The sequence below is a fragment of the Psychrobacter fjordensis genome, assembly GCF_904845995.1.
Lineage (GTDB): Bacteria > Pseudomonadota > Gammaproteobacteria > Pseudomonadales > Moraxellaceae > Psychrobacter > Psychrobacter fjordensis.
Map to the genome: position 1 here is coordinate 1,146,937 of NZ_CAJGYP010000001.1, position 14,210 is coordinate 1,161,146.

11 protein-coding genes, 1 rRNA gene and 1 pseudogene are annotated in these 14,210 nt (G+C 42.0%); 8 read left to right on the forward strand and 5 right to left on the reverse strand.

The window, feature by feature from the left end:
* Positions 1-147 precede the first annotated feature (147 nt).
* From rrf to JMW61_RS04805, 3 genes and pseudogenes are all read left to right on the forward strand, one after another.
* Positions 148-262, forward strand: a 5S ribosomal RNA gene (rrf, locus tag JMW61_RS04795).
* Between the two features lie 228 nt (positions 263-490).
* Entirely contained in the window at positions 491-1,219 is a 729-nt protein-coding gene (locus JMW61_RS04800) for an SDR family oxidoreductase (protein WP_201549798.1), read from the forward strand.
* 56 nt (positions 1,220-1,275) lie between these two features.
* Positions 1,276-1,869 (forward strand): annotated as a pseudogene (locus tag JMW61_RS04805) (DsbA family protein).
* Positions 1,870-2,036: 167 nt separating this feature from the next.
* Here JMW61_RS04805 and JMW61_RS04810 read toward each other — a convergent pair.
* Complete coding sequence (locus JMW61_RS04810; protein ID WP_201549799.1) at positions 2,037-3,365, reverse strand: esterase-like activity of phytase family protein; 1,329 nt, start codon at positions 3,363-3,365, stop codon at positions 2,037-2,039.
* Between the two features lie 434 nt (positions 3,366-3,799).
* Between JMW61_RS04810 and JMW61_RS04815 the strand changes: the two genes are divergently transcribed.
* The 5 genes from JMW61_RS04815 (at position 3,800) to ahr (ending at position 8,744) form a co-directional block, all read left to right on the forward strand.
* Entirely contained in the window at positions 3,800-4,822 is a 1,023-nt protein-coding gene (locus JMW61_RS04815; protein WP_201549800.1) for a DUF1852 domain-containing protein, read from the forward strand.
* Between the two features lie 50 nt (positions 4,823-4,872).
* Positions 4,873-5,901 (forward strand): methionine synthase, encoded by a 1,029-nt coding sequence (locus tag JMW61_RS04820; protein ID WP_201549801.1) that lies wholly within the window; start codon positions 4,873-4,875, stop codon positions 5,899-5,901.
* Positions 5,902-5,953: 52 nt separating this feature from the next.
* Positions 5,954-6,466, forward strand: coding sequence for a flavin reductase (locus JMW61_RS04825; RefSeq protein ID WP_201549802.1), 513 nt, complete (start codon positions 5,954-5,956; stop codon positions 6,464-6,466).
* Positions 6,467-6,535: 69 nt separating this feature from the next.
* Positions 6,536-7,351 carry a sulfite exporter TauE/SafE family protein gene (locus JMW61_RS04830; RefSeq protein ID WP_201549803.1) on the forward strand — a complete coding sequence of 272 codons (816 nt, stop codon included), beginning with the start codon at positions 6,536-6,538 and terminating at the stop codon, positions 7,349-7,351.
* Positions 7,352-7,742: 391 nt separating this feature from the next.
* Positions 7,743-8,744 carry an NADPH-dependent aldehyde reductase Ahr gene (ahr, locus tag JMW61_RS04835; RefSeq protein WP_227687357.1) on the forward strand — a complete coding sequence of 334 codons (1,002 nt, stop codon included), beginning with the start codon at positions 7,743-7,745 and terminating at the stop codon, positions 8,742-8,744.
* A 223-nt stretch (positions 8,745-8,967) separates the two neighbouring features.
* Here ahr and glmS read toward each other — a convergent pair whose 3' ends face one another.
* The 4 genes from glmS to thiL form a co-directional block, all read right to left on the reverse strand.
* Complete coding sequence (gene glmS / locus JMW61_RS04840; RefSeq protein ID WP_201549804.1) at positions 8,968-10,812, reverse strand: glutamine--fructose-6-phosphate transaminase (isomerizing); 1,845 nt, start codon at positions 10,810-10,812, stop codon at positions 8,968-8,970.
* 206 nt (positions 10,813-11,018) lie between these two features.
* A complete protein-coding gene (glmU, locus tag JMW61_RS04845) occupies positions 11,019-12,395 on the reverse strand; it encodes a bifunctional UDP-N-acetylglucosamine diphosphorylase/glucosamine-1-phosphate N-acetyltransferase GlmU (protein ID WP_201549805.1) in 1,377 nt (458 codons plus the stop codon).
* A 197-nt stretch (positions 12,396-12,592) separates the two neighbouring features.
* The gene (locus JMW61_RS04850) at positions 12,593-13,174 is read right to left on the reverse strand and encodes a phosphatidylglycerophosphatase A family protein (protein WP_201549806.1); all 582 of its coding nucleotides are present in this window, start codon (positions 13,172-13,174) and stop codon (positions 12,593-12,595) included.
* A gap of 3 nt (positions 13,175-13,177) precedes the next feature.
* Positions 13,178-14,209, reverse strand: a complete 1,032-nt coding sequence (gene thiL, locus JMW61_RS04855) for a thiamine-phosphate kinase (protein ID WP_201549807.1) — start codon at positions 14,207-14,209, stop codon at positions 13,178-13,180.
* Position 14,210: the final 1 nt, after the last annotated feature.

A 14,210-nucleotide genomic window follows, 5' to 3' on the forward strand; every position in this document is an offset into this window, starting at 1 on the left:
GTATAAGCTGTAGTGGCTTATAGAATAAAGAGAGAATATTTCGATATCACCTTTAACCTTGATTCAGTTAGGTTATAAGTTGATCGACTAAAAAGTAAAATTTATAGTCAAACAATAAAAACAACAGACTCATATCTAACCCCCTTTGCTGACGACAATAGCGCGATGGCCCCACCTGATCCCTTCCCGAACTCAGAAGTGAAACATCGTTGCGCCAATGGTAGTGTGGATTCGTCCATGTGAGAGTAGGTCATCGTCAGCTCTCTATTCCTAGAAAACCCCCTTTGACTTATGTCAAAGGGGGTTTTCTTTTGCCTATAGTTTGGGGGAAAATAGCTAACGTACGAGGCATCGAGCAAAAATGCTTAGCAAGTTCACCTCAACGCATATATTATCTCCTTTACTATTGAATAATGGGTTAGCTTGACAGTACCCATAAATAAGGCTACATTTTTGTTAGTTCTAAAAAGAAATCTATAAGGAAATAGATATGTATAGAGCACCTGTAGCGGTTGTAATTGGAGCAGGAGATGCAACTGGTAGTGCTGTTGCAAAACGTTTTGCAAAAGAAGGTTTTACTTTATGTGTGACTAGAAGGAGTGTTGATAAACTTAACACGTTAGTCAGTGATATTGAAGCAGTTGGTGGAGTAGCCAAGCCATTTGGTTGTGATGCGCGTGTAGAAAAAGAAATGATCGAGTTATTCGATCATATTGAAAACGATATTGGGCCGATTGAAGTAGTGGTATTCAATATCGGTGCGAATGTGCATTTCTCCATTGTAGAGACTACAGAAAGAGTTTTTAGAAAAGTATGGGAAATGGCAACATTATCTGGATTTTTGACAGGTAGAGAAGCGGCGAAAGTTATGATTCCTCGTGGAAAAGGGACGATTATTTTCACAGGAGCAACTGCTTCTTTGCGAGGTAGTAAAGGTTTTTCGGCTTTTGCTAGCGCTAAATTTGCGTTACGTGCTTTGGCCCAAAGCATGGCACGTGAGTTAGGACCAAAAGGCATACATGTGGCGCACCCTATTATTGATGGTGCTATTGATACGGCATTTATCCGTGACAATTTTCCGGAACGTTATGCACTTAAAGACCAAGATGGCATCTTGAATCCTGAGCATATCGCTGAGCAGTATTGGCAATTGCATTGCCAACCGAGAGACAGTTGGACGCATGAGCTGGATTTACGCCCGTGGATGGAAACTTTCTAACATTTATCTAACGATAAATCCCCAAGGTTTTAATGTATATTGCAAGGAATGCAAAGATGAGTAAACAAATAGAATTTTTCTTTGATGTGGGCAGTCCAGCCAGTTATTTGGCATGGACACAATTAGAGAGCATAGCACAACGTCACAATGCTGAAATTATTTGGCGACCTATGTTGCTTGGAGCCGTTTTTCAAGCTGTTGGTAACACTTCACCAGCTGCAGTACCTGCGAAAGGTGCTTATATGCTCTAAGACCTTAAGCGCTTCTCAACTATTTATCAGGTACCGTTTGAGTTCAATCCATTTTTTCCGTTGAATACGATGCATCTCATGCGAGGTATTACTGCTTACCTAGGAGAACCTGAGTTTGCAAGTTGTCTAACGGCCATCTTTAATGCTTTATGGGCTGAAAAGCTCAATATGGAATCATCAGAGGTAGTCACTGAAGCTTTGGTCAGAGCGAGTATTGATGCCACTGATTTTATGACACGTATAAACGATACTGAGATCAAGGAGCATTTGAAAGCGTCTACTGAGGAAGCTGTATCCCGAGGTGTATTTGGTGCACCGAGTTTCTTTGTAAATGGTGAAATGTTCTTTGGTCAAGATCGCTTGAATTTCGTTGAGGATGCTTTAAAAGACTCACTCTAATGGATAGCATTAATGTATGAACTGAAAGTACCTTAATGATGGTTCTTTAAATACATAGAAAACCCCTGCTAATATTGAAAATAGCAGGGGTTTATTTTGGTGTTTTATAGCTAAAGCCTTTCTAACTTATAGCTTAGTTATGATCTGCTACAAGCACTAATGATAATTTATTTCGCCTGTAAAAAATCCTTGACCTCTAACAATAATAGTTCATTATCATCTGCTCGATTTGGGTCTCGGCTAGAGGAAAAAGGCAGGTTGTTATCATTACCTACCACGATGTGGCTTTCATCGATGATGTCTACATTTTCAATAGTAAAAAATGGAAATACAAATTTCTCACCTACTAAAGGTTTTTTAGCCACACCATTGGTATCTTTAATGGACATCAAATCAATATAGGCGACCTTTTCAGCGATCTCACTTTTAGGGTCTAATTTGACCTTATATATACGTTTGAATACGGCTGGTTTGTCAAAGCACTGACTTTTATCTTTAGTTGTCTTTTTACAAGCTTTATCATTTACACCTTCTAAATTATCTCGTTCAATAATCAAACCATAAGTATCATCGATCATATTAAAATCTCCGATCGCGTACTCGTTATTATCAAGTATGTATTTCCAGCTCTTATCAGTATAGGTATTACGCTTGGTATCAAACTGCAGGATGTGCAAGAAGTTCTGACCATCGAATGAATCATATTGTTGGCTGTTCTGATTATAAACAGCGCCTTCTAACATTGGATATAAATAACGTCCATCTGGGGCTGATGCCATACCTTCAAAGCCCTTAGAGCGTTTAATACTGTATAACGGTAGATTGTCATCGGGTTTGCTTGGTAATTGTAAGGCGGGATGGTCTGGAGAATGTACGGTCTCCCCATCTACTTTTGTGTCATATATGGCTTTAAGTGTGCCTTTGCTGTCAAATCTTAGTAACCATGGGCCAAACTCTTCACCTACCCAAATATCACCATTAATGATTTGGAAACTTTCAGGATCAAAATCAGATCCTGTTAGATAGCGGCGATTACTGTCTTGATGTGTAATTCGGTGAGGTATCACCTTATTCTGGTCATTAAAGAAAATAGTTTTTATAGGTTCAAAAACGCCTTTATCCCAATCAATTCTATACTGACGCATGAACAACATCGCATCTGGCGAGTTGGCTTTACTGCCAAAACCATTATCGGTCAGTATCCAATAACTGTCATCAGGCATATATTTAATACCAGAGTGTCCTTGCACAGGTTGTCCTGGAAACGGTAGTTTGATGCCAGTGGGACGACCTGCCGACTTTCCTTCAATACTGCCAAGTTTTTCAATCAATTTCCCGGTAGTGTATTTACCACTGACTTGCAAATCTTTGGGCGCATCAGTTGGAGCAGAGATAAATGTTTGAGAGGGTAGTAGGGCATGTGAGACCAACTCAGCAGAGTAAGCATCCGCTGCTATTGCCAACTGACCAATACCAGCCGTGGCGATGATACCCATACTTACTCTCAAAAAGTTAGCCCTTCTTGTGTACATTTTTTTCTCCAATTCTTCAATTTATTATTGTTGATCGTTAATCAAGAAGATTGAATTATGGCTATGAAGTATGTCTGTTTAATGACATTAAGGCTCATGCTGAAGAGACCGGTCAATGTGGCTCACAATGGCATGAAAGAAAGATATGGTCATGAATATTCATGTCTATACGCCCAGTCAAATCAGGCATCTAGAGATTCAATTATTTAGTTGAATAGATAGTCAATACTGACACTATCCAATACTCTTTATGCCATTAAACTATCTTGATGAATTTAATTCATCTTTTATTTAAATTAAGTCGTTTTTATTCATGTTGTGATTCGGGCATAATCTACTTCATACACAAATTTGGTTTTGTCTCAGATAATGAGAATAGATTAAGGTAGCAGATCCCCATGAGTAAAGAATTTACCTGTTCAATTAAGCGCATTCGTTTTGACGAAAACTATCAGCCTGCAGACAGTACACGTTTGACGACTAACTTCGCAAATTTGGCTCGTGGCGAGCACCGCGAAGAGAACTTACGTAAAACGTTACGCATGATTAATAATCGTTTTAACGCGTTAGCGCATTGGGATAACCTGACAGCAGACCGTTATTCTGTTGAGGTGGATATCATTTCTGTCGATATGGACGTTGAAGGTAATGGGCATACATTCCCAATTATTGAGACGTTACAAACAACGATAGTTGATCACAAAGATAACAAACGTATTGACGGTATGATTGGTAATAGTTTCTCTTCTTATGTACGTGACTACGATTTTAGCGTGGTATTGCCAGAGCATCGTGATAAGAATCTAGCATCAATAACGCCAGATAATTTTGGTGAGTTGCATGGCAAACTGTTTCAATACTTATTGAACTCAGAAGCTTACAACGCCAACTTTCACAAAAAACCTGTGATTTGTCTCAGTGTTTCAACCAGTAAAGCCTATTATCGTACCGCCAACCAGCATCCTGTTTTAGGCGTTGAGTACAGACAAGATGACTATTCTTTGACTGATGATTATTTTCACAAAATGGGATTAACCGTTCGCTACTTTATGCCTGAAAATAGTGCGGCACCTTTAGCCTTTTATTTTGCCGGTGACTTGCTAAGTGATTACACTGATCTTGAGCTGATAAGCGCTATCAGTACGATGGAGACGTTCCAAAAAATCTACCGTCCTGAGATTTATAATGCCAACTCGAGAGCAGGTGAAGTGTATCAACCAAGCTTAAAGTACCAAGATTACTCACTGACTCAAATCGTGTATGACCGCGCCGAGCGTAGCCAGATGGCAGTGACGCAAGGCAAATTCACTGAAGAACAGTTCATTAAGCCGTACCAAGCCATTCTGGAAGAGTGGGCTGCAAGCTACGATGTGACAAGCGAAGCGGCTGATAAAGAGAGGGCTAAGCAACAAGCTGCCTAACTGATCCTCACTAATTAACACAATAAAAAATGAGTAAGAAGATGAATCACATGAAATTATTATTACCAACCTCAACCGCTGGCAGCTTACCGAAACCTTCTTGGCTAGCAGAACCAGAGAAAATCTGGTCACCTTGGGCATTAGAAGGTGAGCAGTTGATGGAAGCCAAACAAGACGCTCTACGTGTGTCATTACAAGAACAAGTACATGCAGGGATTGATATTGTCAGTGATGGCGAACAGACCCGTCAACACTTTGTGACCACATTTATTGAACATCTCGATGGCGTCGATTTTGAGAAGCGTGAGACGGTCAAAATCCGTAATCGCTATGATGCGAGTGTGCCGTCTGTCGTTGGTGCAGTGAGCCGCCCGAAGTCTGTGTTTGTTGAAGATGCTAAATTTTTACGTCAGCAAACCAGTCAACCCATCAAGTGGGCACTACCAGGGCCAATGACGATGATTGATACCCTATATGACAGTCATTATAAAAGTCGCGAAAAACTGGCTTGGGAATTTGCTAAAATTCTGAATCAAGAAGCAAAAGAGCTAGAGGCAGCTGGTGTTGATATTATCCAGTTCGATGAACCAGCATTTAATGTATTCTTTGATGACGTAAACGACTGGGGTATTGCCACGTTAGAGCGTGCTATTGAAGGTCTAAAATGCGAAACAGCAGTACATATTTGCTACGGCTACGGTATTGAAGCCAATAATAATTGGAAAAAGACACTGGGTTCAGAGTGGCGTCAATATGAGAAAGCTTTTCCTCAACTGCAACAGTCTAAGATCGATATTGTCTCACTTGAATGTCAAAATTCACGTGTGCCCATGGATTTGATTGAATTGATTCGCGGTAAAAAGGTAATGGTTGGTGCCATTGATGTGGCAACCAATACTATTGAGACACCAGAAGAGGTAGCAAATACGCTACGCAAAGCGCTACAATTTGTCGATGCTGACAAGCTGTATCCTGCAACCAATTGCGGTATGGCACCTTTGTCTCGCCAAGTTGCAAGAGGCAAGCTAAATGCATTAAGTGCAGGCGCACAGATTGTTCGTCAAGAGCTGACGGCCTAGCGTTTATTGGTACACATGAGTGTTTACTGATCTGAAATTTAGGACTTAAGATATGATTGAAGCAACTGACTTTAGAGATGCCATGTCTTTATTGACAACCGCAGTAAGTGTTGTCACCACAGAAGGCCCATCTGGTCTTCATGGATTTACGGCATCTGCAGTATGTAGCGTCACAGATACGCCGCCGACTTTGCTTGTCTGTATGAATCAGACGTCTCGATCACATGGCTATTTTATTGAAAATAAAATCTTAAGTGTTAATGTGTTGGGTGCACAGCATGAACAGATATCCAACACATTCGCTTCTAAATTGCATTCAGCAGAGCGCTTTGAATATGGCGCTTGGACGCAATTGCAAACAGGCGCCCCTGTATTAGAAGATGCGTTAGTCAGTTTTGACTGTGAGATAGAGCATATTCAAGAGGTTGGTACACACAGTGTGTTTATGTGTCGCGTTGTCGCTATCAAACAAACCGAGCAACAAGGCGGGACTGAGGAAAGTTTGGTTTATTTTAATCGTGCTTATCACCAAGTGGGGCAGATGGCTCAAGTAGACATTGCTTAAGTCAGCTATCTCATTATCAAACAAATAAAGTAAGCATTTCACCAAATCTAACTAAGAAGTAAATAATCCGTGGAATTAATCATTTTTTTAATCATAGGTGCTCTAGCAGGATTTGCTGCAGGGCTTTTCGGTGTGGGCGGTGGAACCATCATCGTGCCACTATTATTCATTGTTTTTACCCAAATGGGCTATCCTGCTGACACTATTATGCATTTGGCCTTGGGTACTTCGCTTGCGACCATTATTATCACGTCTATCAGCTCGTTAATGGCGCACAATAAAAAAGGCGCAGTTATGTGGCCTGTCTTTAAAAATCTGGCACCAGGCCTAGCGATAGGGTGTTTTTTAGGGGCAGGGATAGCAGGACAGATATCTGGATTATATCTTCAGCTCATCGTTGGTGTGTTTCTGCTTTGGGTTGCCTTTAAAATGTTTAAGGGTGGCAAAAAGAAAACCACTAGCGATACTGGTAATATTCATACAGTATTGCCTTCAAAACCTAAGCAACTGGCGGCAGGCGGGGTTATTGGTATTGCTTCTGCCATCTTTGGCATCGTCGGTGGCAGTTTAACCGTGCCTTATCTCACGCGCTACGGTGTGGTTATGCAAAAAGCAGTGGGTACGTCAGCAGCGTGCGGTCTACCTATTGCCATTGCAGGTGCGTTAGGGTTTATGTTTTTTGGAATGAAGCAGCAAGTAGATGTGCCCAATACGATTGGTTTTGTCCACATTTATGCCTTTTTAGGTATCAGTATCATGAGCTTTTTTACCGCAAAGATAGGTGCGAAAGTGGCTCATATATTATCACCACAATTATTAAAAAAGTGTTTTGCGGTATTGTTGACCATAGTAGGATGCTATTTTCTTTATAAAGGACTGGTTTGAGTGTAAAGAATCAAACCATCAGCTCATAAATACAAATGCTAATAATGAATCGAGGGTCAAAGTGATAGTAAACTATTGCTTTGACCCTTAGTTTTTTATATCGATTTTCATGATTATTTTTATCATAACCTTTCTATTTATAGCCACACCATAAAGCCTTACAACCCTTATTTTGTATGATGAATTCTGTTTATATTCGTGTTGGTGATTCGTCTCGTTTTGCCGATATGTCTCGGTATTATGGTAATCTTAGCTCGTTCAAGTTGAGCGGTCTACTTGTGAGTGTTGTTGTTGAAACAGTTGTTTAAACAAGTGCTGAGACAATCTCAATAATGAGTGGTTTTTTACTTGATAAAAACGCGCTGACCAATCCTAATAATAAGGAATAACCATGATTAATGCATATGCAGCAAAAGAAAAAGGCGGAGAATTCACCCCTTACCAATATGACCCTGGCACGCTAGGCGATCACGAAGTAGAAATTGAAGTACACAGCTGCGGCGTTTGTCACAGTGATCTATCTATGTGGGAGAATGAGTGGGGCATGACCCAATATCCGTTTGTGGGTGGCCATGAGGTGGCAGGTAAAGTACTGGCAAAGGGTCAGCATGTCACACACTTAGAGCTTGGTGATAAAGTCGGTTTGGGCTGGCACAAAGGCTATTGCAACGTTTGTGATTTGTGCATGAGTGGTGACCACAATTTATGTGCTGAGCAAGAAGGCACTATTATTGCTAACCACGGCGGGTTTGCAGATAAAGTACGTGCAAAAGACACTAGCGTTATTAAAATTCCAGAAGGCTTGGACTTCAATGCGGTTGGGCCATTGCTTTGTGGCGGTATCACGGTGTTTAACCCATTGGTGCAATACGATATCAAACCAACTTCTAGAGTGGCGGTTATTGGTATTGGTGGCTTAGGTCATTTGGCACTACAATTTGCCAATGCATGGGGCTGTGAAGTGACAGCATTCACTAGCGAATCAAAAATGGAAGAAGCAAAAGAATTGGGTGCGCACCATAGCCTAAATTCAAGAAATGAAAGCGACATTGAAGCAGCAGCAGGCTCTTTTGATTTGGTTATCTCGACTGTGAACGTTGACATGAATTGGAACGCCGTTATCAAAACCTTGAAACCTAAAGGTCGATTGCATTTTGTTGGGCTATTGGCTGCCCCGCTAGAGATTTCAGCTGCACCACTGATTATGGCTCAAAATAGCGTGTCAGGTTCGCCAGCTGGGTCACCGTCTACCCTTCGTCAAATGTTAGATTTTGCTGCGCGTCACAATATTCAGCCAGTGACTGAAACGTACAAAATGTCTGAGATAAACGAAGCATTTGCAAGATTAGAAAGTGGTAATGCTCGCTATAGAGTAGTATTAGAAAGAGACTAAAAATAACTAAAACCAATCAGATTTAATCATGGTAGTGATACTCTGTTTTATAGATAGAATATCGCTATTTTTTTATTCAAATTTATGATGTTATTGAACGAAAAACCCCTGCTATTGAATTAACAACAGCAGGGGCAAACGTTCTAATCAATAGGATGATACTTTATTACTCAGGATGATAGCTAATTACTCAATGACAATCATAATTATATCTTGGCAACAATCATTCCACCGTAACGCTCTTTGCTAAATTGCGAGGCTGATCGACGTCAGTACCACGCATAACCGCCACATGGTATGACAGTAGCTGTACGGGCACACTATAGACGATAGGTGCTAGTGTCTCACAAACATCCGGTACATAAACCACATGCAATCTATCTTCTGCAATCATCTGACTAGACTCACTGGCAAACACAAACAACTCACCGTGACGCGCGTGTACCTCTTGCATGTTGGCTTTTAGCTTATCAAACATGCTGTCTTTAGGCGCTAGTACGACGATTGGCATGTCTTTATCAACCAATGCCAATGGGCCATGTTTTAGCTCCCCTGCGGCATAGCCTTCTGCATGAATATACGAAATTTCTTTAAGCTTTAATGCGCCTTCTAATGCAATAGGGAACTGTAAGCCACGACCTAAGAATAAGCAGCTTCTTTTATCTTCAAAGCTTTCGCTCATCGTTTTAATAGGTGCATCAAGGTTTAAGCTGGCATGTAGTTGGCCTGGCAGCAGTTGTAGCTCGCCAATTAGTGTACTTAAATAATCACTGGTCATACGCTGTTGAATGACACCGACCTTCATGACTAACAGTATAAGCGCTGCAAGCTGAGCAGTAAACGCTTTAGTCGATGCGACACCGATTTCAGGACCTGCTAGTGTCGGCAAGAAAATATCTGTTTCGCGCACCAGCGACGAAGTAGGAACATTACATAATGCTAAGCTTACTAGACCTGCTGGAGTATGCTTTTGAATATCACGCAGCGCAGATAATGTATCGGCAGTTTCACCAGACTGAGAGATACAAATGACTAATGAGTTATCAACGACGACGGGATTACGATAACGAAACTCACTGGCTACCTCAACCGAGCAGGGAATACGGGTAAGGCTTTCAAACCAATATTTTGCAACCAGACCTGAGTGATAGCTGGTACCACAAGCGAGAACTTGCACATGGCGAATACCTGAGAGCTGATTTTCATGACGTTGTAAAAAGTCATCACGCAGTTTAGAGGTTTCACTTTTATCGATACCCATTTCAAGGGTACGTGCGACTGCATCTGGCTGCTCATAGATTTCTTTGAGCATATAATGCTTGAATTCGCCTTTATCTGCATTGTGTTGGGTTGCATCAATTTCATGTATTTGACGCGTAACTTCAACGCCATCCGCGTAGACTCGAATACTGTTACGAGTCAATTTGGCGATATCACCTTCTTCCAAATACATAAAGCGGTTAGTCACTGGCAGAAGTGCTAACTGATCTGAGGCGATAAAGTTCTCACCGATACCTACTCCAATCACCAGTGGCGAGCCTAAACGCACGGTAATAAGCTCATCTGGATAATCGGTATGCAATATGCCAAGAGCGAAGGCGCCATGTAATAGTGGAATAACAGTGCGAACTGCTTCTAGCAAGTCAGGCGTTGCTTTGTAAATGTCGTTAATCAGGTGCGCGACGACTTCAGTATCTGTTTGCGACGTAAACTCATAGCCTTTTGCTATCAGTGTTTCTTTAAGCTCAGCATAGTTTTCAACGATGCCGTTATGCACCACAGCAATCTTGCCTGAGACATGTGGGTGCGCGTTACGTTGTGCTGGCTCACCATGCGTCGCCCAACGTGTATGAGCGATACCGATATGACCATCAAATAACTCTGGATTGACAGCGACTGCATCAACCAATGCCTGTACTTTGCCCACTTGGCGCTCACGGTGTAACTCACCATCACGAATAACGGTCAAGCCAGCGGAATCATAGCCGCGGTACTCTAAACGCTTAAGACCTTCAAGCAAGATATTGGCGATATTACGTTCAGCGACTGCCCCTACAATTCCACACATAGCTATTCCTTAAGTTTAATTTTTGATGTTTCTAGATTTTAACTTTTCTATATAGAGGTACTTTACCAACCAACCAACAAGCTGGTTGGCAGATAAGCCGTTAACTTTATAGCGTGTTAGATATAATTAAGCAGCACCACAAAGATTGCCGCGCTGCTTAATTTGTTTAAGTCTGACTGCTATTGACTCAACGATTGGCGCATCGATTACTTTTTAGTCGGTCTCTGAAAATCGTCTTTCTGTGTTTGTCGCGCGCGGCCAAATGCCAATGCTTTAGCATCCACGTTTTTGGTAATAACAGAACCTGCTGCGACCGTTGCTGTTTCACCAATCGTGACTGGTGCTACTAAGCTAGCATTCGAACCGATAAAGGCATTGTCTTCAATGATGGTTTGTGATTTATTAACACCGTCATAGTTACAGGTGATGACACCAGCTCCGATATTCACGCCTTTCCCAACGGTGGCATCACCGACGTAACTTAAGTGATTTACTTTGCTGCCTTTACCAATGGTCGATTTTTTAATTTCTACAAAATTGCCAACTTTACTATTGTCAGACAACACTGTCTCAGGGCGCAAATGGGCAAATGGACCAACGTCGACACCAGCACCAACCTCGGCACGATCAATGACACAATAGGGCTTTATATGACAAGCATTACCGAGTTGTGAGTTTTTAATAACACAGCCTGCTTCAATATAGACGTTGTCACCTAGCGTGCAGTTGCCTTCAAATACAACACCGACGTCGATAAACACATCTTGACCTGCTGTCAATGTACCGCGAATATCGATACGGGTAGGGTCAGCAAACTGTACACCCGCTTCTTGTAAGTCAGCGACCAGTTTACTTTGCCATGTACGTTCTAAGCTGGCAAGCTGTTGACGGTTATTGACACCCTCAATTTCAAAGGTATGCTCAGGTTCAATCGCCGCAATCGTGATGCCATCAGTGACTGCCATTTTGACAATATCGGTCAGATAGTATTCTTGTTGCGCGTTATCGTTAGAGAGTTCAGGTATATATTTATGAAGTAAGGCGTTATCGACACAATAAATACCGCTATTAATCTCTCGAATCTGTTGTTCATCATTACTGGCATCTTTTTGTTCAACAATAGCAGTAATGTTACCTGCGTGATTACGCTTAATACGACCTAATCCAAATGGATTAGCTACTGTCAAAGTCAGCATAGACATGCCGTTAGTATTGGCTGTTTTCAGTGCGGATAGAGTTTGATGGCTCACCAAAGGTACATCACCATACAGAATAAGGCTTTGTCCTTCTTTCGGTAAATCAGACAGTGTCACTTTGACCGCATGGCCTGTACCTAGCTGTTCAGTCTGCGCAACCCAAGTAATTGACGATTGCGAATACTGATCGGTAATTTCTGATTTAACTTGGTCACCGCCGAAACCATGAACAATAATAGTCTCGTTGACAGTTAGCTTATTACACGTGTCTAAGACGTGACTTAGCAAAGACTTACCTGCCAAGGTCTGAAGGACTTTTGGCTTAGCTGATTGCATACGCGTGCCTTTGCCAGCAGCGAGGATAATTACCGAGAGAGGAGATGTCATAGTAGCCCTACAAATGTAACAAAGTATAATATTAGATTATAGCGCAAATGTTCAGTTGAAAAAATGCTGTGATGTGCAGGCATTTGTAATACAACCTAATAACGATAAATAAATTATCTATATAAGAGGATAGCATTCAAATTGCTAGAATAAGAGGTTATATTGCGGCCACTATCTATAATAGCGGCTATGGTCGCTTATAACAGCACACCAAACATAACCACTACCCATAAAACTGCTGCCATAATACCTGCGATGATGTCATCGAGCATAATGCCCAACCCACCTGCGACTTTTTTATCTGCCCAGCCAATCGGTGGCGGTTTAATAATGTCAAAAAAGCGAAATAATATAAAAGCGATAACAATGGCGAAAATAGAAAGCTCTTGAAACACATCTTGCCAAAAGTTTGTGGTCGCGACACCCATGTAAGAGAAAGGCAGCAGGGTAATCCAGATACCAGACCATTCATCCCAAACGATATGCGGATCATCATGGCCCTGCATTAGCTCAGAAGTACGTCCACAGATCCAAATGCCAAAAATACAAGATAGAATGGTCAGAATTAGAAAAGGTATGAAGCCCAAGCTCATCAGTGGTATGGCGATGATTAACCCACCAACAGTACCCCAAGTGCCAGGTGCACGGCGCGGCAGACCACTGCCCAAACCAATGCCTAACCAATAGACCATACGATCAAGCGCACTGGCATGTTCAGGCAGTGGTGGGCAGTCATTTGCTTTGCTGATATCAGGCTTGAATAAATCGTGATCAGTCATGGGCTAACCTGTAAAATGTTGGTAACCAGTAAGGTTGGGCCATGTGGCAAATGGCGCGTGCTGAGTTGGTGTGATTAGCTGATTTTGATAATATAGTTCAGGGTGTAATGCTATAGACCTGTTTGCATCTGTCACTAGATCATCTGACAGTGCGATTACTTCACCGATACAGGTAACTGGTGTATTACCAATAGGTGGTTCAATATGTGCAGGTAAAGTAAAGGCCAACTCGTAGTCATCACCACCCGCCAGTTGGCACAACAAGCGTTCAGATAAATCAATAGTTGCCAATGGTTCGCTAGTAGGTAGCTGCTCCACATCAATGCGCATGCCCACAACGCTTTGTTGGCATATATGGCCAATATCTTGATAGAGACCATCAGAGATATCTATCATCGCCGTTGCGCCAATCTTTGCCAGCGCTGCGCCTAGCGCAATACGTGGAGTCGGCATATGCAGACGATGGGCCAGCGATATACCAACGGTATTGTCAGAATGTGTTAGGGCATAACTGGCATCGCCAAGCGTCCCTGATACATAAATCTTATCACCAACTTGTGCACCTGAACGATATACAGCTGGCGTATCTGCGGCAAGCAATCCTTGCGCGCTGATACTCAGTACTAAATTATCACTGCGTGTGGTATCACCGCCGATAAGTGTCACACCAAATAGCTGGCAAGCATGAAATAAACCTTTGGCAAATTCAGTGAGCCATTTTTCATTAGCAAGTTGCTTAGGTAACGCTAGTGCCAATAAAATACTATGCGGGGTCGCGCCCATTGCGGCAATATCTGAGACGTTGACGGCGACCGATTTATAACCAATCGCAAATGCTAGCTCGTTGACTTGCTGCCAATCAGCACTAAAATGTCGACCTTGAACTAAGGTGTCAATGCAACTTACTAAGCGTGATCCAGCAGATAATGCCATCACAGCGGCATCATCACCGATACCTTTTTCGATACCAGTTAATGGTGCATTTGCCGCTTGCATTTGCGAAAAAATACGCTCAATCAGCTCAAATTCATTCATA

What these genes read in the sequence shown, in the direction of transcription:
- JMW61_RS04800 (WP_201549798.1), top strand. Translation starts at nt 491, where the DNA reads ATGTATAGAGCACCTGTAGCGGTTGTAATTGGAGCAGGAGATGCAACT.
- JMW61_RS04810 (WP_201549799.1), bottom strand. Translation starts at nt 3,365, where the DNA reads ATGGGTATCATCGCCACGGCTGGTATTGGTCAGTTGGCAATAGCAGCG.
- JMW61_RS04815 (WP_201549800.1), top strand. Translation starts at nt 3,800, where the DNA reads ATGAGTAAAGAATTTACCTGTTCAATTAAGCGCATTCGTTTTGACGAA.
- JMW61_RS04820 (WP_201549801.1), top strand. Translation starts at nt 4,873, where the DNA reads ATGAAATTATTATTACCAACCTCAACCGCTGGCAGCTTACCGAAACCT.
- JMW61_RS04825 (WP_201549802.1), top strand. Translation starts at nt 5,954, where the DNA reads ATGATTGAAGCAACTGACTTTAGAGATGCCATGTCTTTATTGACAACC.
- ahr (WP_227687357.1), top strand. Translation starts at nt 7,743, where the DNA reads ATGATTAATGCATATGCAGCAAAAGAAAAAGGCGGAGAATTCACCCCT.
- glmS (WP_201549804.1), bottom strand. Translation starts at nt 10,812, where the DNA reads ATGTGTGGAATTGTAGGGGCAGTCGCTGAACGTAATATCGCCAATATC.
- glmU (WP_201549805.1), bottom strand. Translation starts at nt 12,395, where the DNA reads ATGACATCTCCTCTCTCGGTAATTATCCTCGCTGCTGGCAAAGGCACG.
- JMW61_RS04850 (WP_201549806.1), bottom strand. Translation starts at nt 13,174, where the DNA reads ATGACTGATCACGATTTATTCAAGCCTGATATCAGCAAAGCAAATGAC.
- thiL (WP_201549807.1), bottom strand. Translation starts at nt 14,209, where the DNA reads ATGAATGAATTTGAGCTGATTGAGCGTATTTTTTCGCAAATGCAAGCG.